General features: G+C 63.6%; 31 protein-coding genes. 2 read left to right on the top strand and 29 right to left on the bottom strand.

Translation table 11 applies throughout. From position 1 onward, the window contains the following. Positions 1-36 precede the first annotated feature (36 nt). Both LGQ03_RS05160 and LGQ03_RS05155 read left to right on the top strand, forming a co-directional pair. Positions 37-678, top strand: coding sequence for an N-acyl amino acid synthase FeeM domain-containing protein (locus LGQ03_RS05160; RefSeq protein WP_226747534.1), 642 nt, complete (start codon positions 37-39; stop codon positions 676-678). A 165-nt stretch (positions 679-843) separates the two neighbouring features. Continuing rightward, complete coding sequence (locus LGQ03_RS05155) at positions 844-2,253, top strand: sensor histidine kinase (protein WP_226747533.1); 1,410 nt, start codon at positions 844-846, stop codon at positions 2,251-2,253. A gap of 16 nt (positions 2,254-2,269) precedes the next feature. Here LGQ03_RS05155 and queF read toward each other — a convergent pair whose 3' ends face one another. The 29 genes from queF to LGQ03_RS05010 form a co-directional block, all read right to left on the bottom strand. Continuing rightward, positions 2,270-2,731, bottom strand: coding sequence for a preQ(1) synthase (queF, locus tag LGQ03_RS05150; RefSeq protein WP_226747532.1), 462 nt, complete (start codon positions 2,729-2,731; stop codon positions 2,270-2,272). 19 nt (positions 2,732-2,750) lie between these two features. Continuing rightward, positions 2,751-3,461: a 7-carboxy-7-deazaguanine synthase QueE gene (gene queE, locus LGQ03_RS05145; RefSeq protein ID WP_226747531.1), complete on the bottom strand. Its 711-nt coding sequence runs from the start codon at positions 3,459-3,461 to the stop codon at positions 2,751-2,753. Continuing rightward, the gene (gene queD / locus LGQ03_RS05140; protein WP_226747530.1) at positions 3,458-3,811 is read right to left on the bottom strand and encodes a 6-carboxytetrahydropterin synthase QueD; all 354 of its coding nucleotides are present in this window, start codon (positions 3,809-3,811) and stop codon (positions 3,458-3,460) included. The genes queE and queD overlap by 4 nt, the downstream gene beginning before the upstream one ends. Further along, on the bottom strand, positions 3,811-4,512 hold the full coding sequence (gene queC, locus LGQ03_RS05135) for a 7-cyano-7-deazaguanine synthase QueC (RefSeq protein ID WP_226747529.1): 702 nt from the start codon (positions 4,510-4,512) through the stop codon (positions 3,811-3,813). Before queC ends, queD begins: the two co-directional genes overlap by 1 nt. 132 nt (positions 4,513-4,644) lie before the next feature. After that, a complete protein-coding gene (gene ribD, locus LGQ03_RS05130; RefSeq protein WP_226747528.1) occupies positions 4,645-5,745 on the bottom strand; it encodes a bifunctional diaminohydroxyphosphoribosylaminopyrimidine deaminase/5-amino-6-(5-phosphoribosylamino)uracil reductase RibD in 1,101 nt (366 codons plus the stop codon). After that, positions 5,742-6,209 carry a transcriptional regulator NrdR gene (gene nrdR, locus LGQ03_RS05125; RefSeq protein ID WP_056035826.1) on the bottom strand — a complete coding sequence of 156 codons (468 nt, stop codon included), beginning with the start codon at positions 6,207-6,209 and terminating at the stop codon, positions 5,742-5,744. Before nrdR ends, ribD begins: the two co-directional genes overlap by 4 nt. 526 nt (positions 6,210-6,735) lie before the next feature. Further along, positions 6,736-8,100 (bottom strand): hypothetical protein, encoded by a 1,365-nt coding sequence (locus LGQ03_RS05120; RefSeq protein ID WP_226747527.1) that lies wholly within the window; start codon positions 8,098-8,100, stop codon positions 6,736-6,738. Positions 8,101-8,442: 342 nt separating this feature from the next. Beyond that, positions 8,443-9,354: a DNA cytosine methyltransferase gene (locus LGQ03_RS05115; protein ID WP_226747526.1), complete on the bottom strand. Its 912-nt coding sequence runs from the start codon at positions 9,352-9,354 to the stop codon at positions 8,443-8,445. Then, positions 9,308-9,514: a zinc finger domain-containing protein gene (locus LGQ03_RS16765; RefSeq protein WP_226747525.1), complete on the bottom strand. Its 207-nt coding sequence runs from the start codon at positions 9,512-9,514 to the stop codon at positions 9,308-9,310. The genes LGQ03_RS05115 and LGQ03_RS16765 overlap by 47 nt, the downstream gene beginning before the upstream one ends. Before the next feature lie 154 nt (positions 9,515-9,668). Further along, complete coding sequence (locus tag LGQ03_RS05105; protein WP_226747524.1) at positions 9,669-10,652, bottom strand: contractile injection system protein, VgrG/Pvc8 family; 984 nt, start codon at positions 10,650-10,652, stop codon at positions 9,669-9,671. Next, the gene (locus LGQ03_RS05100; RefSeq protein WP_226747523.1) at positions 10,649-10,858 is read right to left on the bottom strand and encodes a tail protein X; all 210 of its coding nucleotides are present in this window, start codon (positions 10,856-10,858) and stop codon (positions 10,649-10,651) included. The genes LGQ03_RS05105 and LGQ03_RS05100 overlap by 4 nt, the downstream gene beginning before the upstream one ends. Continuing rightward, positions 10,855-11,253 carry a phage tail protein gene (locus LGQ03_RS05095; protein WP_226747522.1) on the bottom strand — a complete coding sequence of 133 codons (399 nt, stop codon included), beginning with the start codon at positions 11,251-11,253 and terminating at the stop codon, positions 10,855-10,857. Before LGQ03_RS05095 ends, LGQ03_RS05100 begins: the two co-directional genes overlap by 4 nt. Then, the gene (locus LGQ03_RS05090) at positions 11,246-13,534 is read right to left on the bottom strand and encodes a phage tail tape measure protein (RefSeq protein ID WP_226747521.1); all 2,289 of its coding nucleotides are present in this window, start codon (positions 13,532-13,534) and stop codon (positions 11,246-11,248) included. Before LGQ03_RS05090 ends, LGQ03_RS05095 begins: the two co-directional genes overlap by 8 nt. Beyond that, on the bottom strand, positions 13,527-13,655 hold the full coding sequence (locus tag LGQ03_RS05085) for a GpE family phage tail protein (RefSeq protein WP_226747520.1): 129 nt from the start codon (positions 13,653-13,655) through the stop codon (positions 13,527-13,529). Before LGQ03_RS05085 ends, LGQ03_RS05090 begins: the two co-directional genes overlap by 8 nt. A gap of 26 nt (positions 13,656-13,681) precedes the next feature. Then, positions 13,682-13,969, bottom strand: a complete 288-nt coding sequence (locus LGQ03_RS05080) for a phage tail assembly protein (protein ID WP_226747519.1) — start codon at positions 13,967-13,969, stop codon at positions 13,682-13,684. Positions 13,970-13,983: 14 nt separating this feature from the next. Further along, positions 13,984-14,481 (bottom strand): phage major tail tube protein, encoded by a 498-nt coding sequence (locus LGQ03_RS05075; RefSeq protein WP_226747518.1) that lies wholly within the window; start codon positions 14,479-14,481, stop codon positions 13,984-13,986. Between the two features lie 12 nt (positions 14,482-14,493). Next, positions 14,494-15,678: a phage tail sheath subtilisin-like domain-containing protein gene (locus LGQ03_RS05070; RefSeq protein ID WP_226747517.1), complete on the bottom strand. Its 1,185-nt coding sequence runs from the start codon at positions 15,676-15,678 to the stop codon at positions 14,494-14,496. A 33-nt stretch (positions 15,679-15,711) separates the two neighbouring features. Further along, entirely contained in the window at positions 15,712-16,065 is a 354-nt protein-coding gene (locus LGQ03_RS05065) for a DUF1353 domain-containing protein (protein WP_226747516.1), read from the bottom strand. Continuing rightward, complete coding sequence (locus tag LGQ03_RS05060) at positions 16,062-16,544, bottom strand: hypothetical protein (protein WP_226747515.1); 483 nt, start codon at positions 16,542-16,544, stop codon at positions 16,062-16,064. Before LGQ03_RS05060 ends, LGQ03_RS05065 begins: the two co-directional genes overlap by 4 nt. Before the next feature lie 11 nt (positions 16,545-16,555). After that, a complete protein-coding gene (locus tag LGQ03_RS05055; protein ID WP_226747514.1) occupies positions 16,556-17,383 on the bottom strand; it encodes a hypothetical protein in 828 nt (275 codons plus the stop codon). Between the two features lie 11 nt (positions 17,384-17,394). Further along, positions 17,395-18,336: a tail fiber protein gene (locus tag LGQ03_RS05050; protein WP_226747513.1), complete on the bottom strand. Its 942-nt coding sequence runs from the start codon at positions 18,334-18,336 to the stop codon at positions 17,395-17,397. Between the two features lie 9 nt (positions 18,337-18,345). Then, positions 18,346-18,981: a phage tail protein I gene (locus tag LGQ03_RS05045; RefSeq protein ID WP_226747512.1), complete on the bottom strand. Its 636-nt coding sequence runs from the start codon at positions 18,979-18,981 to the stop codon at positions 18,346-18,348. Continuing rightward, positions 18,974-19,876, bottom strand: a complete 903-nt coding sequence (locus LGQ03_RS05040) for a baseplate assembly protein (RefSeq protein ID WP_226747511.1) — start codon at positions 19,874-19,876, stop codon at positions 18,974-18,976. The genes LGQ03_RS05045 and LGQ03_RS05040 overlap by 8 nt, the downstream gene beginning before the upstream one ends. After that, a complete protein-coding gene (locus LGQ03_RS05035; protein ID WP_226747510.1) occupies positions 19,873-20,211 on the bottom strand; it encodes a GPW/gp25 family protein in 339 nt (112 codons plus the stop codon). The genes LGQ03_RS05040 and LGQ03_RS05035 overlap by 4 nt, the downstream gene beginning before the upstream one ends. Beyond that, positions 20,208-20,390: a hypothetical protein gene (locus LGQ03_RS05030; protein ID WP_226747509.1), complete on the bottom strand. Its 183-nt coding sequence runs from the start codon at positions 20,388-20,390 to the stop codon at positions 20,208-20,210. Before LGQ03_RS05030 ends, LGQ03_RS05035 begins: the two co-directional genes overlap by 4 nt. Next, positions 20,390-20,821, bottom strand: a complete 432-nt coding sequence (locus LGQ03_RS05025; RefSeq protein ID WP_226747508.1) for a phage baseplate assembly protein V — start codon at positions 20,819-20,821, stop codon at positions 20,390-20,392. Before LGQ03_RS05025 ends, LGQ03_RS05030 begins: the two co-directional genes overlap by 1 nt. Then, entirely contained in the window at positions 20,818-21,363 is a 546-nt protein-coding gene (locus LGQ03_RS05020) for a hypothetical protein (protein WP_226747507.1), read from the bottom strand. Before LGQ03_RS05020 ends, LGQ03_RS05025 begins: the two co-directional genes overlap by 4 nt. Beyond that, complete coding sequence (locus LGQ03_RS05015; protein WP_226747506.1) at positions 21,360-21,812, bottom strand: phage virion morphogenesis protein; 453 nt, start codon at positions 21,810-21,812, stop codon at positions 21,360-21,362. Before LGQ03_RS05015 ends, LGQ03_RS05020 begins: the two co-directional genes overlap by 4 nt. Then, positions 21,812-22,267, bottom strand: coding sequence for a gp436 family protein (locus LGQ03_RS05010; RefSeq protein WP_226747505.1), 456 nt, complete (start codon positions 22,265-22,267; stop codon positions 21,812-21,814). Before LGQ03_RS05010 ends, LGQ03_RS05015 begins: the two co-directional genes overlap by 1 nt. Positions 22,268-22,379 lie beyond the last annotated feature (112 nt).

Genomic DNA, 22,379 nt, shown 5'->3' with positions numbered 1-22,379 from the left:
GTTTTGAATGCGTTGCGTCAGTCGGGGTACCGCGTGATGACAGACGATCGTGACCTCGAAGATATCTACCGTCTGCGATACGATTGCTATCGTGCCGAAGGGTCGATCGCCGCAAACGCGCAAGGCATCATGCACGACGCCTACGATGACACGGCCAATTGCCTTCACATCGCGGTCGAGACCAACGGCAAATTGCTCGCGGCGGTGCGGTTGCATCTGATGTCGGAACTGTCGGCGGTTTCCCCCACCGCAGAAGTGTTCCCCGAAATCACGTCCGGTTTCGGCCAGGGCAAGACCGTCCTTGATCCCACGCGTTTCGTCATTGATCCATCCGCACGCAAGCAGCGGGTGTCATTGCATTTTCTGGTGCTGCGCATTCCGTTCATGGCGGCACTTTTCTACGACGTTGATCTGGCGCTCGCGCCCGTGCGCTCCGAACATATGGCATTCTATCGCCGCTATCTTGGTTATGCGCCGATGCTTGATCCGCGCAGTTATCCCGGGTTGGCCAAACCCATTCACTTGCTGACGACAAACGTGCGCGAACAACGCGCCGCCGTGTTGTCGCGGACCCCGGTTTTCGGCCCCATTGCCGATATGCCCCAGTCCGACATCGCGTTTCCCGACCTCGCCGGTGTGTATGTACCATCGCAGGACAGGCGTACCGCCGCGGCCTGACCGACGCTGCCGGCGGATTACCCAACGGGAACCGAACCATATTCAATAAAATGCTACTAAACTCTTAACAGAGTTTTGCACTTCTTTCGATCGAACCTCTCATGCGTCCAATTTAGAACACAACTTCTGGTTAAACCGGACCTCGGAATTGCATCAGAGGTTACAATGACCTTCTTACAGGCTCTCTCTGCGTCGCCGCGCAGATGGTTCAGCGTTCATGGTCGTGAACAAAAGATCAAGGACTACATCGCGCTTTCCAATCAGCTGATCTGGAAACGGCAGGCCAGCTTTCTTGCCGCTGCCATTCTTGCGGCATTCTATTTCGATCCCTCGTCAGTCGTGCTGTGCTACGCTTTCGTCGTCTTTTCAGAGATCCTCGATCTGCGTCTGGGTTCGGTTGCTGCGAATTGGGACGGTCGGAACCGCGCCGTCGGGCGGGCGATTCTGTGGCGCATCACGATCAACACCCTGATCAGCGCCACTGCAATCAGCATTTTCAGCGTGAACATGGCGATCCAGCAAACATCGGGCGGTCACTTCACGCCGCTGTTCCTGCTGTTTTCGGCCTCTGTCTTTGCGGCGATGCACAACAGCCAGATGATCGGCATTCTCCTGCTCCGGCTAGGCATCTACGGCATCGCGTTTCTGACGATTGCGCTGCTTGACGTGATGCGAGAGCTACCCGCGTTTTCCTCGCCGATCTGGCTGGAATTCTTTACGGTCATCTTTGTGCTCTATTTCCTCTGCGACATCTCGATCAAGTTCAATCAAGGCTATCGCGAGCGCTATCAGCAACTCCGACGCATCGAACAAGAGCACGCCCGGGCCAAGGCGGCACTTGAAGTCAAAACCCGGTTTCTGGCCACTGTCAGCCACGAGCTGCGCACGCCGCTGACGTCGATCATCGGCTCTTTGGAATTGATAAACGGCAACCGGCTCGGTGCTGTGCCAGACAACCTCAAACCTGCAATAACGATTGCGGCGCGCAATGCGCGACGCCTGGCCGACCTCGTCGAGGATCTGCTCGACATGCAAAAGATCGAGGCAGGCGAGATGGTATTCGATCTACACCCGATCTCGGTGAACACGCTGGCGATCGAGGCCGCCGAGAGCATCGCAGGATACGCAAGCAACTTTGGGATCGTGGTGGAAACCGATCTGTGCGCCCAGGATGCGCTGATCGCCGGTGACCGCAAACGACTGATCCAGGTGATGAACAACATGCTGTCGAACGCCATCAAGTTCTCGGAAAAGGGCGGCACGGTCACGGTGCAGGTCGAAACCTTTGGTCAGCGGACGCGCGTGTCCGTGCATGACCATGGTCAGGGCATCCCCGATGGTGCCCGTGAGAACGTGTTCGGCCGTTTTACGCAGGTCGATTCCTCTGATATCCGCAAGGTGGGCGGCACGGGCCTGGGATTGAACATCTCGAAACTGATTGTCGAACAGCACGGTGGCCTCATCGACTACACCAGCGAACTTGGTGTCGGCTCGACCTTTTTCGTGGAATTCGATCGGCAGATCGGGGATGCTGACACGGACGATGGCGGTCCGTATCTGTCACAGGTCGCCTGACGGCCGACGTCGCAGATCAGCCCCGACCGCGATAGGGCGGAACGCCCTGATCCGGGATCCACACGTTTTGCAGGACGGCGCCGGTCTGCCAGAACACGTCGATGGGAATGCCACCGCGCGGATACCAATAGCCACCTATGCGCAGCCATTGCGGGTTCAGAAAATCGACCAGACGCCGCGCAATCGAGATCGTGCAATCCTCGTGGAACGCACCGTGGTTGCGAAATGACCCCAAAAACAGTTTCAGCGATTTGGATTCGACCAGATAATCCCCCGGGACGTAGTCGATCACCAGATGGGCAAAGTCGGGCTGGCCCGTCATCGGGCACAGTGATGTGAACTCTGGCGCGGTAAACCGCACGCAATAGGCGATATCGGCCTGCGGGTTGGCCACACGTTCCAGCACGGCCTCTTCTGGTGTGTTTGGCAGTTTGGTCTGGTCGCCCAATTGTTTCAGATCGCTGTAAATCGTTTCCATTGTCGTCTCCTCTACGGGGTCACACCCCGCGTTTGTTGCCCCACAGCAGCACGTGCAGTTGCGGCAGAATGCGCGGGGCAAACCAGTTGTCGTTCATCGTTTTGTCGACCAGCCACAGCAACCTGTCGGACAGGCGTTGGGGATCGACCGCGCGGTCGGGATCGACCTCTGGATTGCCCGGTTGCAGATACAGCGGCAGATGCGGATATCTGTCCGCCGCTGCCCGCGCCCAGGCGTAATCCGCGTCGTCGAAAATCACGATCTTCATCACGACCGCGCCCGCGCCACGGGCGGCCTGACAGCAGATGTCAAAGGCATCCCAATCGACGGTTTCCCCACTCGACGGTGGTTTCGGACTCAGCACCAATGTGTCCAGATCGGCTAACCAGGGTTTGGCGATGGACCCTTGGGTTTCGCAGGCGAAACGGTATCCCTGCGCCTGACCCAACGCGATCAGCGGCGCGAAATCCTGAATGGCCGGGTTGCCGCCCGACAGCGATACGGTCAGTGGCTGGTTCCCCGACAGGCGCTGCACCTCGGCCCAGACCTCGGCGGTTTCCATTGCAGCCCAGGACGCGCGAAACGCCGGGTCAACCGCATGCATGCTGTCGCACCAGCTGCAGCGATAGTCACAGCCGCCGCTGCGCACGAACACGGTCGGTTCCCCGATCAGCGCGCCTTCGCCTTGAACCGTGGGTCCGAATATTTCGACGATGCGCAGCCGGGTCACGGCCGGTATTCCGCCCAGGTCTTGGGCGTTTCACTGACCTTGACCGCAGTGGTTTCGGGCCAACGCGCCCGGCACCAATCGTAGAAATGCCGCGCCATGTTTTCGCCCGTGGAATGGACGTCCAGCACATCGTTCAGGTGGCGATGGTCAAAGGTGTCATCGATATAGGTCTTGAGCGCCTTCAGCTCTCCGTAGTCGCGTACGAAACCATCGCTGTCTAACGTCGGCGCGGCCAATTCCACCACCACGATGTAGTTGTGACCATGCAGGCGCGCGCATTGATGATCTGCGGGCAGATGGGCCAACTGGTGAGAGGCGGAAAAATGAAATTCCTTGGTGATCCGGTACATCAGACACCTTCCTTTGTGGCGATGGCATGGGCCCAGAAATCGGGGTCGGCATAGGTGGTGGGGTCGGTGATTCCCGCCAGATCAAAGGCCTCGCGCCGTTCGACGCAGGTGCCGCAACGCCCGCAGTGAACCGCGCCACCCTTGTAGCAGGACCATGTGTCTGCAAACGGTGTGCTGTGGCGCGCGCCTGCGGTGACGATATCCGCCTTGGTCCGGTTCACGAAGGGTGTGTACAGCGACACATCCGCATAGCCGTCCAGCGCCGCCTTTTGCATGGCTTCGAACGCCTGGGTAAAGGCAGGCCGGCAGTCGGGATAGATGAAATGATCGCCGCCGTGCACCGCAGTCGCCACCGCATCGTCACTATTGGCAGCCGCCACGCCGAATGCCACGGCCAGCATGATCGCATTGCGGTTCGGCACGACCGTGATCCGCATGCTTTCCTCGGCGTAGTGTCCGTCGGGCACATCCACGTCATCGGTCAGCGCCGATCCCGTCAGGGCAGCACCGATCCCGCGCAAATCGATGATGTCATGGGGCACGCCCAGCCGCCCGGCACAGCGGGCCGCGAAATCCAGTTCCTTGCGGTGGCGCTGCCCATAGTCGAACGACACAAGTCGCGTCAGCTGATGCTCTGCCGCCACCATATGCGCAAGCGACACTGAATCGAGTCCGCCTGAGCAGATGACAATCGTCTTCATGTTTTTAACCCTTGTTTTGATATCCGGGTAGGCTGCGACCGGAAGGCGCCGCTTAGACCAATTCACGGCGGATGCCAAGTTGTGACCGCCGGGTCAGCATGCCGCAGGCGGTGTGGGCTGACCCGGGGCCTGTCAGCCGTCCGCGTGGCTGCGGCGGGGTCGCCAGCGGTGCAGCACATCGCCGCCCAAGGCGCGGGTCTCGATCAGATCGAACCGGGGCGCATCGCCCAGCTCGCGTGTGCCCAGGCCAGCCATTGACGGCAGACCGTCCGCCCCGATCATGCAGCCTGCCTGCATCATCACCACTTCGTCCACGAGGCCGGCATGCAGCAGCGACGCGGCCAGATGGCTGCCGCCTTCGCACAGGATGCGGGTCAATCCGCGGCGCGCCAGCTCTTGCAAGGCAGCCAGCATGTCGATCTGATGGTGGTGCAGGGGGCAGGGGATCAATGTCGCCCCGGTCGATGACCAGTCGCGTGTATCGGCGTCGTTCGCGTGAACGATCCAGACCGGTTGCAGGTGGGCGGTCTGTCCCAATCGCCCGTTGACCCGCAAATTCAGATCGCGCGAGACCACAATACGGACCGGCTGACGCACATCACCCAGATCGCGCACGTCCAGCGCCGGGTCATCGGCGCGGGCCGTACCGGCCCCCACCAGCACCGCGTCATGCGTCGCGCGCAGCCCGTGCACCGCACGGCGGGCCTGCGGGCCGGTGATCCAGCGGCTTTCGCCTGTCGCAGTCGCGATCCGTCCGTCCAGCGTGGTGGCCAGTTTCAGCGTGACCCAGGGCAGACCCTGTGTCACCGATTTCAGAAAGCCCGCGTTTGCGTCCTGCGCCTGCGCAGCGCAGACCCCCGTGGTCACAGCGATGCCTGCTGCACGCAGGATGTCCAGGCCCCGGCCCGCCACGCGCGGATCAGGATCCCCGGTGCCGACCACGACGCGGGCAATGCCTGCGGCAACCAATGCATCGGCGCAGGGCGGCGTCTGACCGTGGTGCGCACAGGGTTCCAGCGTGACATAGGCTACAGCACCGCGCGCGGCCTCGCCTGCCTGATCCAGCGCCACGCGTTCGGCATGCGGCCTGCCGCCGCGCCGCGTGTGCCCGCGTCCGACGATGACCCCGTCCCGTACGATGACGCATCCCACCGCCGGGTTCGGCCAGACCTGACCCAACCCGCGCCGTCCCAGCGACAGCGCCAGTTTCATGAACCTGATGTCGGGCGTCATACGTCCGGCTTGGTGTTCGGGCGCAGGTCTTCCATGAACTTCTCGAAATCGTCAGCCGCCTGAAAGTTTTTGTAAACACTGGCAAAACGGACGTAGGCCACAGTGTCGATCCGCGCGAGGCTCTCCATCACGATTTCGCCGATGGTGCCCGAGGGGATGTCGGTTTCGCCCATGCTCTCCAGCCGGCGCACGATGCCCGAGATCATCTGGTCCATGCGCTCGGGTTCCACCGGGCGCTTCTGAAGTGCGATCCGGATCGACCGTTCCAGTTTGTCGCGGTCGAAATCCTCGCGTCGTCCATTGGATTTGATGACGACAAGGTCACGCAACTGGACGCGTTCATAGGTCGTGAAACGACCGCCACAGGCGGGGCAAAAGCGGCGCCTGCGGATCGCGACATGATCCTCGGCGGGGCGGCTGTCCTTGACCTGAGTGTCGACATTTCCGCAAAAGGGGCAACGCATGGGCCGTTCCTTGTCCTGTCCTGGGGGCTGAAGCCCACTTATCCACATCGACTATAGGATTGGCCCCAGACTTTGGGTAGCCCTGTGGATAACCCGCATGATGTTGCTGCGAGGGTGAGTCCCGGATGCATCAGGGGTGTAGCGTGTGTAGCGTGACAGCAGGTTTTGCAGTGCGTGACTGTTGTAGCGTGACAGCAGGTTTTGCAGTGCGTGACAGTTAAAGTTGCAGCAAGCGATTTTTTGAAAACTGACCAAAATCGCACCGCTAGCGGCTACTGTCCAATCGCTGCAACGCCTCGATCTGTGCCGCGCTTGCGAGACGTTTTCCTTAGGGCAGGTTGCAGACCTTCGCCGCGAATTAAACATTGCACTTACGCCTCCGGCGAGGACCACCTAACGGGGACGTTGTGACTTCAACGCTAAGTCCGACCTTATGGCAGACCTGAAGTTCACTCCCGAGATCGAGATTCAAACGGTCTTGGCAGTCCGTTTGACCCCACGAATGGCCATCGCCGCTTTGAACCTCTCAAAACAGCATCATGCCTAACGAGATCAGTCCCCCAAGGACGCCGATAATACTCAACGCTTTGAAACCAGCACTTTCATGAAATTTGTGTACAAGCTCAGGAGACTTGCGCAAAGCTATCAACATCCGAGCGGACCTTCCAAAAACGCGCACGGCTTCGTCCCTACCGGGACTAATAGCGTCAGCTCTTGTCACACCCGGCAACCTAGGTAGTCCGACGCGCATTTCCTGCGTGAGGTACAGGATGTCCTCCCGCATTTGTTCGCGCAGATCGCCTTGTGTAATTGCTTCGAGTACAGGAGCCGCATCGGAGAGCAGATCAAGATTTTCTGGCTCAAGTTCTTGCAGCGCTTGCTGCTGAAGCAGTTTCCTGTTTTCCGCCACGTGCGGATCAGTGGCCCTTATTCCCTGAGCTCCTTCTTGCAAAGCAAGAAGCAAAGCTTGGTTTTCGTCTGATGGCGGAAGCTCACCAGTTCCGATTTGCGAAGTAAGCGCCAAGTGAACCGACGTAAGGTCCATCTCGACCCTTTGAGGGTCATTCGAATAGCGCTCTAAAGTGCGGTTCAACCGACGGATTTCGAGCGAGTCGGCGTTCAATCCATTCGATGGACTCGCAAGAACATCTTCAATCGCGTCAGCCAACTGGTCGAGCGTTGCAGACAGGAGATCAGGTTTCTCAATTCTCTTCGCACGAACGCTGAAAACACCGGTTTCTTGGTCTTGGAGAAGGTCTTCTGCTAGAGGCAAAAGTCGGCTCAGTACCTCCGCTTCATCTTCTGCAGGCTCTACGTCATCTTGCTCCGAAGGTTCGAAAAACTCTTCGCCAGGAATCGGCGACCAGTCCCAAATTCCGTCCTCATCGATGATTTGCTGAGCAGCCTTTTCAATTATTTCTTCAGGGTATTCAGCAGAGAAGTTATCCCCCAGTGCCTCTTGTGGCGTTTCAGGTCCACCATAGATCCACTGGTAGCCTCCTTCTGCGCTAATATGTGGCAGTGAGTTAGCAGGGTCCTCGTAGTTTGAGTGAAACCACTCTTTCATCTCCTCAATGGCAGATTCTTCATCGAGTTCTTCATCGTCGTAGTCTGGCTCATGCTCTAAACTGATGGAAAAATCCTGAACCAGTTCATGCCCATTAATGTCATGAACGATCTGTCCAAGGGCCCCGATGGGATACTCCGACATCTCCCAACGAAGTTCGCCTAATTCTTCGCGATGTGTTGAAGCGCTCCACAGGCTGTCAGGACCCATATCCCGTTCTTCACTTGCAACTACCTCCCAATCAAGTTCGTCAGCCTCAATCTCAAACTTTGCTCCAGTTTCCGAATGACGAACGATTGCAACGCCGGTTGTGTCAATTCTCATTTTCGTATCTCACGAGGCGGAGTGTCTGGCTAGGACGTCTTGCATTTCGGTCGGCTGGAAAACTACATCTCAGGAGCACTCCGCAAAACCACCCGCGGCATTCACTGCCTCAACCCACTGCTGGTTTCCTACTCTGCGCAACCTAAGGCAGCCGCGGCGCGAACGATAGCTTCAATACGCATTGACGCCGTTCGTCCGCGATGCAGCGGACGGCAGCTCTCGCCCCGTGGTGTCGATCGAGCGGGCTTCGGCCTCGCTCCTCACCTGAATGTCCGCTTCCACGTTGAGGCAAGGCTGCCTTCGCGACCGCGGCGAATGACAGCTCCCCGCCCAACTTCCCCCTCAAAAACACCCCCTCAACCACCGCCACGCCCTTGCTGCAGCCAGCGGGACCACGCCGTTACCGGCTGCAGCGGATCGGTCCACCCGGAGGGCCAGCCCATCATCCAGTCGGTGAAGGACGGGTTGAGATGCAGCGCCTACTTGGAGTGCAGCCCCCCAGGCAGCAAAGTCACCTGGCATCGGGGGGAAGAGACGAGCGGTCCTGGCGTCCAGCCCGTGGCCTTGAGCAGGTCCCACATCATGATCCAGCACCGGGCGGCCATGATCAGGCCAACCTGTGATCCCTTCTGGTTCTGGTCCGCGATGAACTGGAAGTGACCCGGTCCCACGCGGATGCTCGTCCTGTTGCCGCCCATCAGGTAGGTCGGCGTGGGCCAGAATGAACATCCGTTCGCGTAGGTGAGACCCGCCGACTTCCGCCGCTGATACGACGCACGCTGCAACCCGGTAGCCCAGGCCTTGAAGGTCTCGGGCGACATCGTGGAAGCCCAGGGACAGATGGCCGGGGACGTTCTCGAAGAAGCACCACTCGGGTCGGACTTCGTCGATGATACGTGCAACATCGGGCCAGAGGTGCCGGGGGTCGTCGTGTCCGCGTCTGTTGCCAGACAGGGTGAACGGCTGGCACGGATATCCGGCAGTGACGATATGAACGCGGCCACGCCACGGGCGGCCGTCGAAGGATTTGAGATCGTCCCAGACAGGAGCCGGAGCCAGGGACGCGTCCGCCATCCGTGCCACGAGAGTGGACGCGGCGAAACTGTTTCGCTCGACATAACACACAGTGCGATATCCGGGTTCTGCGAGGTGAAGGCCGAGATCCAGTCCGGCGACACCAGCGCAAAGGCTGATGCCGCGAAAGTCGTCATGTCGTTCGGGGGTACGAAGAGCCACACAAGGGGTCCTTTCCATCGCGATCGGGTCGCTTGGGTGAGGGGCTCGTCTGGGGCCTCAGGTGATTGAAGGCGCGGCATCGGGGGCATTTGATGCTGATCTTGCAGCCGAAGTCTGCGCCGTCGGTTTTGAATAGCAATCGGGCACAGCCCGAGCAACGGATTTCATGGGTAGCCATGGGATATAGAATCGCCTCACAGTGGCCGTCCCTCGCGAGGGAGGGGGCGGCTGTAAGTGACTTGCGGTCGGCGGGAAGGCTTCGAAACTTTCCCCGTGTCGAAGGGTGGTGAGACACCCTTTGGCCCCCCGTTAAAGGGGGTGTTCAACGGCCCTTACGGGGCCGTCTGATCTGCCCCGCGATCGGCGGAGAAGGATGTCGTAAGCGCGCCGGTCAATTCGTGTGTGACCTTGCGGATCAGCCAACCGCCGTTCAGCTCGGCCCGCAGGCCGGTCATGCGGATCGTGCCGCCTGCAAACAGATCACCGTTGAAGCGGTGCAGCGTGCCGTCCAGCGTCAGCCGCGCGCGGTCTGACATTGCGAGCTCGGCCGCACAGGCGCGCTGCGCATCGGCGGCGGTGGCATAGACGTGACGCAGGCGGTGGACGGGCTCGCCGCTGCCGACGGTGACCTTGACGGTCCGGCCGCCCGCGATGTCGCACCATTCGGCCGTCACTCGGGCGTAGGCCTTGCGCGCGCCGCGATCCCAGGACCAGTCGGACAGATCGGTGCGGTCGATGGCCACGGGCGGAATCGCGACACCTGTCGCGTCCCGCCCCGTACCACGCGGAATGACGACCAGGCGACCGGCCGCGGGCTTGGCGGTGGCGTCCAGCGTCCGTGCGATACGCGTTAGAAAGTTCAGATCACTCTCGGCCGTCTGGGCGAGGAACGGGTAGCGGATGCCAGCCAGCGCCGCGGCGACGACCGGTTCCAGCCCGACCCGGCCCGCGATGGTCTCGACGATCTGGCCCAACGTCTGATCGGTCCAGCCGCGCGATCGCGGCGCGCGCAGCGGGCCTGTCATGTCGGCAGCGGTCGCGTCGATCGTCAGGGTCTGCGGCATGCCCGTGCCGCGCACCCGGTCCACGGCAAAGCGGCCGACCGGGACCAGCGGCTGGCCTGCGTGGCCCAATGCGACGTCCAGGACAACGCCGGTCTCAGGGGCTGCGATCCGCCCGTCGCGGTCATCGACCTTCAGGCGCAGCGTGTCGGCCGACAGCCCGTCCTCGTCCGTGACCGAGAGCGAGATCAGCCGGTCCGCGATGGTCGCGGTGACGTCCGTGTTGGTGGCGATGATGCGGAAGGCAGGCGTCATGTGCGGCCCCAGAGGCGGATTGTCGTGCGGGTCAGGACTGGTGCCGCGTCCGGCAACATGATCAGCAGGCCGTCGGGCAGCACCGCACCGGCGGCGGCCAGACCGGGGTTCGCGTCCAGGATCGCGGTGCAGAGCCGGGCATCGCCCAACTCGCGATGGGCGATCAGATCGACTACGTCGCCCTGGCGGGTCAGATAGGGTGTCATGCCCGGTCGCCTCCGTAGCTTTGCAGATCGACGGCAAAGTCGATCTTGCGCGGGGCCCCGTCGGCCATGAACACGGATTTGGTTTCCTCGACCGACGTGATGACCCAGCGGTCCCAGATGAACCCGAGGCCATCGACCAGGATCAGCGGCTGCCCCAGACCGGCCTGCAGTCGCATCAGCTCGACCTGACGCAGCCCGCCCTTGAAGTGGGGATAGATCACACCGGACAGGGTGACGCTTTCCGTGCCACGGCCCGCGAACTGTGCGGCAGGCTGGCGGCCGACCCGGTCGATCTGTTCCCACCGGTATTCGGCCGTGCGGCGAAAGGTCTGGTAGTCCGCGCCCGCCACGCCGAACCGGAACACCCCCAGCGCCATCATCACGAGGCTATTCATAAAAGCCCCCATCGTGCAGGGCGCGGCTGGTATCCATCAGATCGGCCAGCTCGCGCTTGACCGCCCGCGCAACCGCGTGGGCATCCATGCCGGGGGCCGCGTTGATGACGATATCACCGAAATTGACGGAGCGTGCGGGTGCGGCACCGGCCCGCCGCGCGTCGCGGGCCGTGATGATGCTGCCAGACTGGCCGGGGGCAAAGAATTCCTGCCCACGCTCGTTGACTTCGTAGATGCCGCCGGCCCGGACGGGACCGCCGAGGGCGCGGCGTCCTGCGGAAGTGCCACCGACACCCGCGGTCGCTGCCATCGCCGGGGCCGCGTCCGGGGTTGCGCCCATGTCCTTGATCAGCGCGATGCCGTCGATCATCCATTGCGGCACGATGGCGGCCAGCGATGCCTTGATCGTCTCGACCAGCCCGGTCAGCACCGACCAGATGCCCGCGCCGAGGGTGCTGATCATCTCGACACCCATCTCGAACCACGGGTGATCCGTGATCGACGCAATGCTGGCGGCGACATCCTCAAAGGACCAGCCGGTCAGGTATTCCAGAAACCCGCTGGCCGCGTCAAAGATCAGCGTGAAGCCGTTGAAGTCCTTGATCACCTGGAACACGCCGTCGATCAGCCCGTCCTGAAACGCGGCCTTTACTCGGTCCACCTTGTCGGTGAAATAGGCGACGATCCCGTCCCAGTTCTGGTAGATCGCATCGACGGCGTAGGCGATCAGCGCCAGCGTCAGGATCAGCGGGTGCCGCATTGCTAAGCGGCCCAGCCAGATCAGCGCACGCCCCACGATCCCGGTCGCCGCCCATAGACGACCGAGCGCCGCCACCGGGTTGGTCGCCAGAAGGATTAGGCCGCGCCCCAGCCCCGCCGCTGCACGACCGGCGACACCAAGGGCGATCTGCATCCAGCCGAACAGTCGGACACCCACGCTGACCAGACGCAACACCGGCAACAGCGCCAGACTGACCGCAAAGGATGCGACCGATAGGCCCAAAAGACCCGCCGCCAGCCAGCCAAGCTGCTGGATCAATTCCGGGTTCGCCTCGGCCCATTCAACAGTGCGGCCGATGACCGGCATGATCGTTTCCAGCATGTCGTTCAGCATCGGCAAGAGCTGTGATCCGACGACAACGCTGAGCGTTTTGAAATACTCGATGGTGCGGGCGCGCTGCGCCTTGGTCGTCGCAACCTGGCGGGCGTATTCCAACTCCATCAAGCCCAGTAGCGCGGCACTGTCTGCAGTTGCGGCAAGGGCGGCGCGCAGGGTGTCGGTCTGGGCGATCAGCGGAATGATTGCGGCCTTGCCTTCTTCGCCGAACAGGTCACCGACCAGCGACGACCTGCGATACGGCTCCATCTCGTTGAGTGCATCCAGCACCGACAGGATCGCGCCGCTGGCGTCCTCTTGCATTGCCCGCGCCAGATCTTTGGCGTCGATGCCCAGCTCCTGAAACACAGCCTTTTGCCGGGCCGTGGCACTTCGGCCGACGGTCATTGCGTTGATGAAGTTCTTCATGCCCGTGGCCGCGATCTCGGGGCTGCTGCCTGCTGCCAGCAGCGTGGCACTCAGCGCCGCGATCTCGCTGGTGGCCAGACCGGACACATCCGACAGCACCGCCTGCCGGTTCAGCACAGCGAGGATATCGGCCTCGTTCGTGGCCATGGTGTTGCCCAGCAGGTTGACCATGTCACCAAGCTGCATGGCCTCGTCTTGCGTCAGGTTCAGGTTCGCCCGCCACCGGGCCAACGTCTCGCCAGCGGTCTCAGCCGAGACGCCAAGGGCCACGCCCATCACCGTTGCGGCCTCGGCAAATTCCAGAAGCTGCGCGCGCTTTTCCGCGTCGGGCAGGTTGGCATCGACAACGCCCATGCGCCCGGCCGCCGCGACGATATCCATGATCCCCTGCGACGTGGCGTAGAGCCCGCCCGAGGTGACAAGTGCGGCGATGTCGCGTTGCAGATCGACGAACCCGTTCTCGCTGTCGAAATCCACCACCTTGGCGATCTCGGCCATGCGCGCCTCGGCCTCGATCGCCGGTTCGGTCATCGCCCAGAACCCGGCCGCCATGCTGGCAAGCCCGGCCGCCTGTCCCACGATGCGCGCCTGCTGGCGGTCGGCCATCTCGCCGATCGCGTCGGCGCGTTCGAGGTTGCGCAGGCCCGCCTGGCCGATCTGGTTGCTGACCCGCCCGACCTGCTGCAGGGCCTGTTTTGCCGGTCCTGTCGCGCGGTCCACCAGGCGCAGGATCAGGGCGATATTCATGTCAGTCATCGTCACCCTCCTGTCGTGGTGCGCGGTCGCGGGCCTTGGCCCACCAGTAGGTCAGATCGTCCAGTGTCATGGGGCCGGTGACATCGGGGCCCCAGCCGAACACCACGGCGATATCCGCCATGGTGTCGCCGGTGTCGTCGTGCGGGATCAGGCTTCGGCTGCCCGCAGCGCCTCTTCCTTGAGGGCCGGAGAGGCCAAAAAACCGACCACCTCCATCCCCAGTGTCAACAGATCCGCCGGGGCCAGCGCCTCGACCTCGGCGGGCAGCAATGCGGGCACGGTGACGCGCGGCAACACCTTGAGCAGTTCGGACGTGTCCATCTGCAAAAGCTGCGTCAGCTTGCAGCCGCGCAGCTCGCCCGCGGTGGGCTGGCGGATTTCGACGGATTTGACGTCGCCGCCCTCGCGCTTGATCGGTGTGGTCAGTTTCGCCATGGTTCAATCCCCCCTTAAAGGCCCATTGCAGCGCGGATGCCTGCAAGCTGGTCGACGCCGTCGATGACGCGGACACCGTTTTCAACATCGATCTTCACGAGCGGCTGCCCGTTCTTTTCGATGCTGAAGAAATCGACATCCATCATCGCCTTCATCTTGGACTCGGTGCCTGCCTTGAGGTCGTCCCAGTTGACGTCGGTGATGCGGCCACCCATCGCAAAGATGAATGTGTCCGCCGCGAAATCGTCCTCGCCCACGGCGGCCGGGCGCAGGACAATGCGGTTCTTGGACCCGAACAGCCGGATCGGGGCGTCCGACCATTCGTCGAATGTCAGCTCGGTCGTCATGGCCTCCATGCCCATGTCGACGGCCGTCTCGGCATCCATGCCGGCCCCGCGGTGTGCGGCGGTCTTGATCTTGAGGGCGGGCAGCTTGCCGGTGCTGACCAGGCCCATGTAGCTGACGCCATCAAGGAAGGCGTTGTAGTTTCGGATTGTGCGCGGGAAAGACATCAGGTGCCTCCTTTAGCTTGCGGCTTGAAAGTCGGTGATCAGCTCTTCGTAGTAGTCACCGTTGCGACGGGCGCGGAACGTCAGACGTTCCAGCGGGGCGGGCGGCTCGATGTCGAAATCGAGATAGAGCTGTCCAGCGGCCAGCGTGGCCTTGGTGTTCAGCTCGGGGTCCAGCCAGACGGTGCCGCCCAGCAGCGCGCCCTGGGCGGTCAGCCGGCCAAGGTAGGCCTGCACGCTGTCGCGGATGTCGATCAGCAGTTGCGCGGACAGCGGACGGTCCATCGCCCAGCGGTGCGCCCGTTCGATGCTGTCGTAGATCAGATCGGCGGTGCGGCGCACGCTGATGAACGCCCAGAGCGGATCGTCCGACGTGCTGCGGTTGCCCCAGACGCGGAACCCGTCCTCGCGGATGATGACGGCGACCTTGGCCTCGTTCAGGCGGTTGGCCTCGGTGTCGGGGTCCGAGATCGCAAAGCCGATGGGGCGGGCCAGCCCGGTGATGCCGCCGACCAGGCGGTTGGAGGCCGACCACCAGAACCCGCGTTCATTGTCGGTGCGGCTGATTACGCCCGCCACATAGGCCGAGCCGGGACGTGTAACGGTCTGCGCTGACACGGTGTCAAAGACGCGGACATAGGCATCGACCAGGAACAGGCGGTCCGACCCGAATTGACCGGCGTAGGTGATCGCATCGGCCTCGACCGTGTTGGGACCGTCAGCCACGACAACGGCCCGCAGCTTGGCCGCGACCGTGACCAGCGCGTTGGTCAGCGGGTTGGCGGCACCGGGATCGGTGGGGCGCGTCAGACCAGGCGCGATCAGGATGCGCGGGATCTGACCCGTGACGGCACCAGCCCCGATCAGGGCATAGGCGCCGGACTGTTGGGCTGCGTTGCCCACGGCATTGGCGAGGGTCGCGGCATCGTCCGCGCCCTCTGCCACCCGCACGACGATCGCGACGGCAACGCCCTGGGCATAGACCGCGTCATAGGCATCGCGCAGGGTCCCGGTCTGCCCGAGGGCGGCCGATGCCCGGGGCCCGGTGATCAGGACGGGCGTGTTCAGCGGGAACGCATCGTTGGTGGCCTCCGGTGCGGTGCCGACGATCCCGATGATCGAGGATTTGACGGTCGAGATGGGGCGCAGGCCGTCGTCGATCTGGACGACCTCGACCCCGTGTAGAAACTGTTCAGGCATGATGGTTCTCCTTTTGGTGTGAGGGGGCGGCGGTCATGACCATCGCCACAAAATGACGGCGAGCAGCATGACAAGGCGGCGGACGGGGCCCACGCCGTCGGCGCGCAGGGCATCGTGGAACACGGCACCAGCCGTGACGCGGTCCCAGCCGCGCCCGAGCAGATCGTCATGCAGGGCAGCGGCCTTGAGGTAACGGGGATCGTGCGGGCTGACGGCCCAGTGCAGGCCGCGTGGCACGGACACGTCAAACCCGCGACCGCGTGGGACACTTACCCAAAGGCCTGACCCTTTGACGCCGATTTCCCACATGACAGGCCCGGTGAGGCGATACCGATCCGTGCCGTCGATGCGGATGTAGGGCGCGCGTGCGTCGGTGTAGGCGCTCATGCCACGGCCTCCTTGCGTGCGGCCAGGATCGCGGCAGTCGCGGTTGACCGGGTCATCGCCTCGGCAAACACCGTGTCGATCCCCTTGGCCGAGGCGGTCAGCCGTGCCTGACCCGCTTGCAAGGCTGCCAGCCCATCGCGGCAGATCTGGACGAGGTCCGCGTCACCGGCCAAGGCCTTGAGCATGTCCAGCTCGGCCCGGTCGGCAGCGTTGGAGGCATGATCGGCCAAGGCTACGACCCGCGCCATCTGCCCTGCGACAAGGATGCCCGACACGTCAGCCAGGGTGCCGACGATGCTGGGTGTGTCGCCGACAGCCTGGTCAATGGTAGCCCGGATCGCCGCACGGCCCGCAGCGGCCGAAGCCTGTGCCTCGGCCTGCGCGATTGCCGCCTCGGGATAGCCCAAGGCCAGTGCCTCGGCGCGGGTTACGGCGAAGGTGGTGCGCGCGCCGTCGGTGACGTTCAAGGTATCGGTCATTTTCGCCTCCTTTAGTTGGTCAGAACAGCGCCACCAGCGCCCGAACTGATGGCGACTTGCCCGCCGTTGATGAGGGTTGTCGTCCGCTGGCCAACGACCGCCGTGCCTTGCGCGAAGTCGATGCCGACCATGCCGTCGAAGGTTGTGTTCAAAGCGGAGAGCGTGGCGACAGCACCGCCGCCAGTATTCGTGAACGTGAACTCGCCCGTGCCGATCAACCGGCAATCACGAAACGCAATCTGTGTCTGCGTACCGGCCGGAATGTTCCAAAAGCGCGGCGTACCCCAGCCTTTCGCGGCGTTCAGCTTTGCAGGCGCGACAAAGTCGATATCGTGCGCACGAATGCGAGAGAAGAAGCCCGGCACGAAATTATAGAGCTGATTTCCTGCGCCGTTTTCATACGCCCCGAAAGCGATGACGGGATTTGCGCCAGCGCCGACTTTTTCAAGGTAAAGTCCGCGTTCACCGGTCGCGATGTTGCTGACAACCGGGTGCATTTCACCAGAGCGTAGCCGAAGATGGACAGCCACACCTTCGTCAGACGCCGCGACCGCGTCCGCGATTGTGTTGAAGGTCCCGCCGTTGATTTCGGTCGGGTTCGGGTCAGCCGGGTCGATGACCGCCTCGAAGGCCAGCGACGGGATCAGGCCCTCGACGCCAGCCGCGACCTCGACAGCCAGCGCATCGACGGCGGCCTGTAGCGCTGCGAGGTCTGCCTCGCCTTCGGCCACTGCCGCCTCGACCTGGGCGCGCACCCCAGCTGGCATGTCCGCGAGGAATGTGGCCAACGACGACAGTTTCGCCAGCGCCTCGCTCATCGTTGCAAAATTGGTGGGCATGATCAGACCTCCTATCGCACGCGGATGATCGGATGGACGGACACGGCACGCGGGCGGGTTTCCTCGCCGCCAAAAGGCAAGGTCGATGTCACGAGGCGACCATCTGCGGGCTCGTTAGGACCTTGTGCATTGTTGCCGTTGTCCTCGTTGTAGGCCCCATCGAGAGGGTGGCTGTGCTCGCGGATTTCATCCGCCTGCCAGGTCCCGATTTCGAGGGCGGGCAATTCACCGCGGCCCAGATCGGCACCGCGACGGAACTCGGTCCTCAGCTCGGGGATGTTGAACGTGGTGGCACCGTCGCCAGCGCCCCAGGCGTCGCCGATGGCATCCCACAGCTCGGGATATTCATCCCGCGCCAGCGCGCGCCCGTCGGCCGTCATCCAGCCGTCCGGTGCCACCGGCCCCGCGCTATCGACGATCGTGCCGACGGGCACCTGCGCACGTTCCAGCGCCACGATCCGCTCCGCAGCCTGTGCCAGTGCCTGCGTGAACACGGCATGGGCGGCCAGATCCTCGGCGATGTGATCGACAAGCGGCCAGTCGGGACCTTCGACGATGATTGCTCCTTCGGTCACGCGGTCCAGCGTGATGGTCTGATCGAGCACAAAGTCATAGGCCCCGAGGTCCGCTGTCGGGTAATCGAGCCCGGCCGCCACCACGATCAGATCGCCGTCCTGATCAAAGAACCCGACCTCGCGCAGGGTCATCGCGGGTAAGTCGGCTGACGGAAACACCGCGTTGATCATCCAACTGCTGGCCTCGGTCTGGGCGCGACGGTCGAACGGGCGGCGGATGACCTCGCCCAGCAGTGCTGTCTGATTCGTCGTCGGATCGTAGAGCGCGCCGCCACCGTCCCCCAGGGCGACCTCGGTGATGACAACGGCTGCCGCGGACCCGGCGGCCGTGTTGACCTTGGCCAGGCCGAGGTCCGTAAAGATGATCGTGGCAGGCATGGCGTTCCCCTATGCGGGCCGCACGTCACCGCGCTGGACGATGCGTCCGCGCGTGGCGATGTGGGCAGGCTGGCTGATAGATTGATCGGTGACCGGCACCGCGGGCCGCAGGATGCCGGTCGCACCCAGGCGCGCGCGCTGGCCGGTCGCGGCGCGGGCATCGCTGGTGACGGTCGAACGGACGCGCAGCGCGTATTGCGAGCGGACTGGCTTGATGCTTTCGACGATGCGCGCCACGTCCTGGACAAAGACGTCATCGGCGCGGCGGCCGGAGTTCTCGATCCGCTCCATGCCGATATCGAGGCGGAAGGTGTGCGGGGTGCCGTCGTACTGGAACCATTCCTCCAGCACGGCATCGATCCCGGCTGCATCGAGGGCCGCGATGACGGCCCCGCGTGTGCCCTTGCGGCGATGCACCTCGACCGACCGCGCGATGACGGCGCGTTTGACGCCATCCGACCAGGTCGCATCCCAGTTATCGACGGACATCGCCCAGGCGAGCCAGGGCAGCAAATCCGCCGGACAATCCGCGACCCGACCGACGCGGCCGATGTCAAACTTGAGGTCGTCCGGCACAGCCGTTGCCGCCTCGATCGCGCGGTCGAGGGTGGTTGCGTTGGAAGGCAGGAGGGATTGATCAAGCATCGATGCCCCCTGCGGTCAGGGTGATGTCAGTGCAGAACGCGGCACTGGTGCCATCGATCTCGATATCGGCAGCGGGGCTTTCGAGCACGACATTCTGCACGCCAGCGCCGTGCAAGGCGGCAAAGAGCCCCGACCGCGTGACGTTCTCACCGATCAGGCGGCGCGCGGCGACGTAGGCGGTGACGGCTGCGCGGGATGTCTCCAGCACCACGGCGCTGTCGGGACCGTCGTAAAAGGTCAGCGTGGCGGCGACCTGGTACGGCACGATGACAGCACTTTCGACCTGCACCAGATCGGTCAGGGGCCGGACGAAGTCATCGTTCAACGCGATTTCAACGGCCTGTAAAAGGTCCGCAGGTGCGGTGCCGTCACCGGCCTCGGCCAGCACGCGGATGCCCACGACGCCGGGCGCGAGGTTGGCGACCGCGATGTCACGGACACGCGGATCGGCGGATCTGGCAAAGAACAGATACGACCCGATGGTCCCGGCCGTCGTCTGTGCCTCAAGCGCCAGTTGCATGCGGCTGCGGAAGTCACTGTCGTTTTCCATCACCGGCGCGACGGGTGGTGTGGCGTCCGGTTGCGCCGGGGCGAGGACAAGGCGGGCCACACCGTAAAAGGCCGCAAGCTGGTCGAGGTTTGCGCCGGTCGCATAGGCGGGCATCACGGCCCGCGCGCCGTCGTTGACCGCAGCCCGCAAGAGCACCTCGTCAAAGGCGTCGCGCTGCAGATACATCGTCAGCGGTTCGCTTTCGAGCGCCAGCACCGGGGCAAGGTCAGGTGCCAGCGCCAACAGCGCATCACGCTTGCGGGCAAAGATCGCCTCGACGTCCAGCGTCTCGACCACCTGGGGCGCGGGCAGGTTTTCCAGATCGATCTGCGTGAACCGGGTCATGCCGTCACCTCGACCGGGATCGTGCGGGTCGTGACCTGGCCTGCGATCTCGGCTTCCAGATCAAGGATCACGCGCCCGGCAGCACTTTCCGTGACACTGACGCGGCGCAGGGTCAGCCGCGGTTCCCACAGATCAATCGCCTCGGCCGTCGCGGCATAGACCTCGATCACCGTCGCGGGTGTGACGGGCATGTCGATCAGGCGCGGCAGGTCCGACCCAAAGTCACGCCGCAACACGCGGCTGCCCTTGGGCGTGGACAGGATCACACCGACGGACTGCGCCAGATGCGCGTCCAGGGTCAGGCGCTGACCGGTATGGCGGCTGAGGCCCGTCACTTCGCGTCCTTGGCCTCGGGTGCCGGTGTCACGTTCTCATAGGCGGCGGCCTGCGGTGTCAGCTGCAGGGTGTCGCCTTTCTTGCGGTACGTGCCCGCGATCCAGCCGGACGCAGCGGCCACATAGGATTTGTGGGCGTCGGGCGTGGCCCCCGGGTTGGCTTTGGTCGATTTGGTCATCACTGCGGTCCTTCGGTTGTGGCGGCCCCGCCTGTGACGCCGCCGTGAATGTGGTTTTGCAGGCTGATCCCGCCGGCGATGACATCGCCGCTGACGATCAGGGTGCCATTGAAGTGGATTTCGCCGCCCGCCAGCTCGAACAGCGGCACGGCGGCATCGTCAGATGGCGCGTTGCCCGCAAAGATCCCGCAGACGACGATGGCGCGGGCCATGTCACCGCCAGGGCATGCGATCAGGACCTGTTCGCCGATGGCAGGCATCCACCACAGCGACAGGCCACCCGCGCGCATCATGCCGACGGCAGCGGCGGGGATCGTGATGTCGCCCAGGTTGACTGCAACGCTGGGTCCGGCGGGATCGACCGACACGATGGTCCCGACTTGCAGGACATTGGCGATACGGCGATCGGCTTCGGCAGCGGCGAGGGTCATGGTGCCTCTCCGATCCGGGTGTAGTCATTGACGTGGTCCGCACCGATGTCCGGCGACTGTCCGACGTAGAGGTCCACGCCCAACGGCGCGTCGGGTGCGGCGGGATCAAAGGTGCAGGGCTGGGTCCAGGTGACAGCCCAAAGGCTGGCAGCAGACTTCTGCCAGCCTGCGGTCACGACAGACTGACCACGCACGTTGCGCGCCTGGCCGCAATCCGGGCGGCCCCAGCGGCGGTCAGGAATGGCGGTCGCCAGCGCAACCATCATCGCGGCAGCCGCGGCATCGCGGTCCAGCCCCAGCGCGTCCTTGGTCACGATGAAGGCGGCCATGGCGAGGTCAAAGGTGTGAAATGCCCCGGCAGCGGTGTCCGCCTGCTTGATGTCGAGGATCGACACCAGCACGGCGGGCGTCTGGATCGCATCGGACTTGAGCCGTTCGAGGTTGAACCGCCCAGTGATGCCCTTGCAGGTCCGCGTCGCGGGAAGCACCTCTTTCAGGCGGGCCGCCACGGCATCCGGCAGCTCTTGCAACAGGCCGGTCATTGCAGCACCTCGCTCAGGTCACCGGTCACCAGATCGGCGATGTCGCGACGGTCCTGATCGGACAGACCAAGGTAGGGCCGCGCGGGCAAACCGGGCGAGCCTACCTCTTCGCCACCGAACTGCTGGATCGCGCCATAGACCAGATTGGTGCCGACCCGCGCCTCGGGGCCGTCGGAATAGTTCTGGATGCTGTCCAGCAGGCCGGGCAAACCGTCAGCGACCAGCAGTGAATGGCGCGCGCTGCGCGTCGCGGCATAGCCTTCCGACCATGCGGCCCAGGGCTCGCCATCCGGACCGGCCTTGTCGTCGGCGATGCGTTCCCTGGTCGAGCTTTCCAGCAGCGCCCCGATGTTGAAGGCCAGCGCGTCGATCTGCCAGGCGGCAAGGTCACGCAGGCCGGCCTCGGCCATGGCGGTGTCGAGTTCAAACTGTGCGACGACGCCGACCATCAGAGCCCCCGCATCTTGTCGCGTGAGAACAGACGCGCGGGCCCGCCGATCGTCAGCGGGTTGGGGCCACCGTCGTCGGGGTCTTCGCCCGCGACCGGGGCGATGGTCAGGCGCATTTCGCCTTTGGCGATCCGCTTGAGGGCGGCCATTGCGTCCTCGTATCGCTGGCGCAGCTCCTCGGTCATCGTGCTGGACGATCCGGCAAGGCGGTAAAGCGCGATATCAACGCAGTATTGCGTCAGGATATCGTGGGGATCGGCCAGCGGCAGGTCGTAGCGGACACCGACATAGCCATCGATCTCGGCACTGGCCGAGCGCAGGGCGCGGGTGATGGCCGCGTCGTCGGGCACACCGTCACCGTCGCGATCGGCCACGACCAGCGCGTCGGCGGTGTAGAGCGTGATGATGTCGTCCTGGCTTGCGTACATGGTGTCCTCGAAATTCGTGGGGGCCATCCTCCCCCTGGGCCATCGGGTCCGGGCTTGTTCCACCGGACGGTGCAGCGATGCGGGGCGCGATGGCTTCCCCTGGTCTTCGTGCCCGCCCCCGACGCTGCCAGGCGGGGGC

Source organism: Loktanella gaetbuli, assembly GCF_020531945.1.
In the GTDB taxonomy this organism is placed as follows: Bacteria; Pseudomonadota; Alphaproteobacteria; order Rhodobacterales; family Rhodobacteraceae; genus Loktanella; species Loktanella gaetbuli.
Note: the sequence above shows the minus strand (reverse complement) of the source record. Positions and strands in the feature narration are given on the sequence as shown.

Bases quoted from the DNA above. Each gene is read 5' to 3' on its own strand.
- LGQ03_RS05065 (WP_226747516.1), bottom strand. From the start codon at position 16,065: ATGAGCGCCTACACCGACGCACGCGCGCCCTACATCCGCATCGACGGC.
- queD (WP_226747530.1), bottom strand. From the start codon at position 3,811: ATGTACCGGATCACCAAGGAATTTCATTTTTCCGCCTCTCACCAGTTG.
- LGQ03_RS05055 (WP_226747514.1), bottom strand. From the start codon at position 17,383: ATGCCCACCAATTTTGCAACGATGAGCGAGGCGCTGGCGAAACTGTCG.
- queC (WP_226747529.1), bottom strand. From the start codon at position 4,512: ATGAAGACGATTGTCATCTGCTCAGGCGGACTCGATTCAGTGTCGCTT.
- LGQ03_RS05060 (WP_226747515.1), bottom strand. From the start codon at position 16,544: ATGACCGATACCTTGAACGTCACCGACGGCGCGCGCACCACCTTCGCC.
- LGQ03_RS05100 (WP_226747523.1), bottom strand. From the start codon at position 10,858: ATGACACCCTATCTGACCCGCCAGGGCGACGTAGTCGATCTGATCGCC.
- LGQ03_RS05030 (WP_226747509.1), bottom strand. From the start codon at position 20,390: ATGACCAAATCGACCAAAGCCAACCCGGGGGCCACGCCCGACGCCCAC.
- LGQ03_RS05010 (WP_226747505.1), bottom strand. From the start codon at position 22,267: ATGGCCCCCACGAATTTCGAGGACACCATGTACGCAAGCCAGGACGAC.
- nrdR (WP_056035826.1), bottom strand. From the start codon at position 6,209: ATGCGTTGCCCCTTTTGCGGAAATGTCGACACTCAGGTCAAGGACAGC.
- LGQ03_RS05095 (WP_226747522.1), bottom strand. From the start codon at position 11,253: ATGAATAGCCTCGTGATGATGGCGCTGGGGGTGTTCCGGTTCGGCGTG.
- ribD (WP_226747528.1), bottom strand. From the start codon at position 5,745: ATGACGCCCGACATCAGGTTCATGAAACTGGCGCTGTCGCTGGGACGG.
- LGQ03_RS05120 (WP_226747527.1), bottom strand. From the start codon at position 8,100: ATGAGAATTGACACAACCGGCGTTGCAATCGTTCGTCATTCGGAAACT.
- LGQ03_RS05085 (WP_226747520.1), bottom strand. From the start codon at position 13,655: ATGGCGGATATCGCCGTGGTGTTCGGCTGGGGCCCCGATGTCACCGGC.
- LGQ03_RS05045 (WP_226747512.1), bottom strand. From the start codon at position 18,981: ATGCTTGATCAATCCCTCCTGCCTTCCAACGCAACCACCCTCGACCGC.
- LGQ03_RS05070 (WP_226747517.1), bottom strand. From the start codon at position 15,678: ATGCCTGAACAGTTTCTACACGGGGTCGAGGTCGTCCAGATCGACGAC.
- LGQ03_RS05155 (WP_226747533.1), top strand. From the start codon at position 844: ATGACCTTCTTACAGGCTCTCTCTGCGTCGCCGCGCAGATGGTTCAGC.
- LGQ03_RS05050 (WP_226747513.1), bottom strand. From the start codon at position 18,336: ATGCCTGCCACGATCATCTTTACGGACCTCGGCCTGGCCAAGGTCAAC.
- LGQ03_RS16765 (WP_226747525.1), bottom strand. From the start codon at position 9,514: ATGGCTACCCATGAAATCCGTTGCTCGGGCTGTGCCCGATTGCTATTC.
- LGQ03_RS05080 (WP_226747519.1), bottom strand. From the start codon at position 13,969: ATGGCGAAACTGACCACACCGATCAAGCGCGAGGGCGGCGACGTCAAA.
- LGQ03_RS05015 (WP_226747506.1), bottom strand. From the start codon at position 21,812: ATGGTCGGCGTCGTCGCACAGTTTGAACTCGACACCGCCATGGCCGAG.
- LGQ03_RS05020 (WP_226747507.1), bottom strand. From the start codon at position 21,363: ATGACCGGCCTGTTGCAAGAGCTGCCGGATGCCGTGGCGGCCCGCCTG.
- LGQ03_RS05075 (WP_226747518.1), bottom strand. From the start codon at position 14,481: ATGTCTTTCCCGCGCACAATCCGAAACTACAACGCCTTCCTTGATGGC.
- LGQ03_RS05105 (WP_226747524.1), bottom strand. From the start codon at position 10,652: ATGACGCCTGCCTTCCGCATCATCGCCACCAACACGGACGTCACCGCG.
- LGQ03_RS05115 (WP_226747526.1), bottom strand. From the start codon at position 9,354: ATGGAAAGGACCCCTTGTGTGGCTCTTCGTACCCCCGAACGACATGAC.
- LGQ03_RS05025 (WP_226747508.1), bottom strand. From the start codon at position 20,821: ATGACCCTCGCCGCTGCCGAAGCCGATCGCCGTATCGCCAATGTCCTG.
- LGQ03_RS05160 (WP_226747534.1), top strand. From the start codon at position 37: ATGACAGACGATCGTGACCTCGAAGATATCTACCGTCTGCGATACGAT.
- queF (WP_226747532.1), bottom strand. From the start codon at position 2,731: ATGGAAACGATTTACAGCGATCTGAAACAATTGGGCGACCAGACCAAA.
- LGQ03_RS05040 (WP_226747511.1), bottom strand. From the start codon at position 19,876: ATGACCCGGTTCACGCAGATCGATCTGGAAAACCTGCCCGCGCCCCAG.
- LGQ03_RS05090 (WP_226747521.1), bottom strand. From the start codon at position 13,534: ATGACTGACATGAATATCGCCCTGATCCTGCGCCTGGTGGACCGCGCG.